1 rRNA gene is annotated in these 978 nt (G+C 48.0%); it reads right to left on the bottom strand.

The annotated features are described in order from the left end of the window. Positions 1–135: 135 nt before the first annotated feature. Positions 136–978: ribosomal RNA gene (locus EII23_RS12025) — 16S ribosomal RNA — on the bottom strand; the annotation flags it as partial.

Genomic DNA, 978 nt, shown 5'->3' with positions numbered 1-978 from the left:
GTATTATAACAAAATATAATAGTCAATGCAATATTCAATTAATCATGAATGTTTAAAAATAAACATTCAAAACTGAATACAATATGTCACGTTAATCCGTATCATCTCTATGAGATGTTCCGAATATATCCTTAGAAAGGAGGTGATCCAGCCGCACCTTCCGATACGGCTACCTTGTTACGACTTCACCCCAATCATCTATCCCACCTTAGGCGGCTGGCTCCTAAAAGGTTACCTCACCGACTTCGGGTGTTACAAACTCTCGTGGTGTGACGGGCGGTGTGTACAAGACCCGGGAACGTATTCACCGTAGCATGCTGATCTACGATTACTAGCGATTCCAGCTTCATGTAGTCGAGTTGCAGACTACAATCCGAACTGAGAACAACTTTATGGGATTTGCTTGACCTCGCGGTTTAGCTGCCCTTTGTATTGTCCATTGTAGCACGTGTGTAGCCCAAATCATAAGGGGCATGATGATTTGACGTCATCCCCACCTTCCTCCGGTTTGTCACCGGCAGTCAACTTAGAGTGCCCAACTTAATGATGGCAACTAAGCTTAAGGGTTGCGCTCGTTGCGGGACTTAACCCAACATCTCACGACACGAGCTGACGACAACCATGCACCACCTGTCACTTTGTCCCCCGAAGGGGAAGGCTCTATCTCTAGAGTTTTCAAAGGATGTCAAGATTTGGTAAGGTTCTTCGCGTTGCTTCGAATTAAACCACATGCTCCACCGCTTGTGCGGGCCCCCGTCAATTCCTTTGAGTTTCAACCTTGCGGTCGTACTCCCCAGGCGGAGTGCTTAATGCGTTAGCTGCGGCACTAAGCCCCGGAAAGGGCCTAACACCTAGCACTCATCGTTTACGGCGTGGACTACCAGGGTATCTAATCCTGTTTGATCCCCACGCTTTCGCACATCAGCGTCAGTTACAGACCAGAAAGTCGCCTTCGCCACTGGTGTTCCTCCATATCTC

The sequence above is a fragment of the Desulfovibrio sp. OH1186_COT-070 genome, from assembly GCF_003860215.1.
Classification (GTDB): domain Bacteria; phylum Desulfobacterota; class Desulfovibrionia; order Desulfovibrionales; family Desulfovibrionaceae; genus Desulfovibrio.
This window is presented reverse-complemented; position numbering and strand designations above follow the sequence as displayed.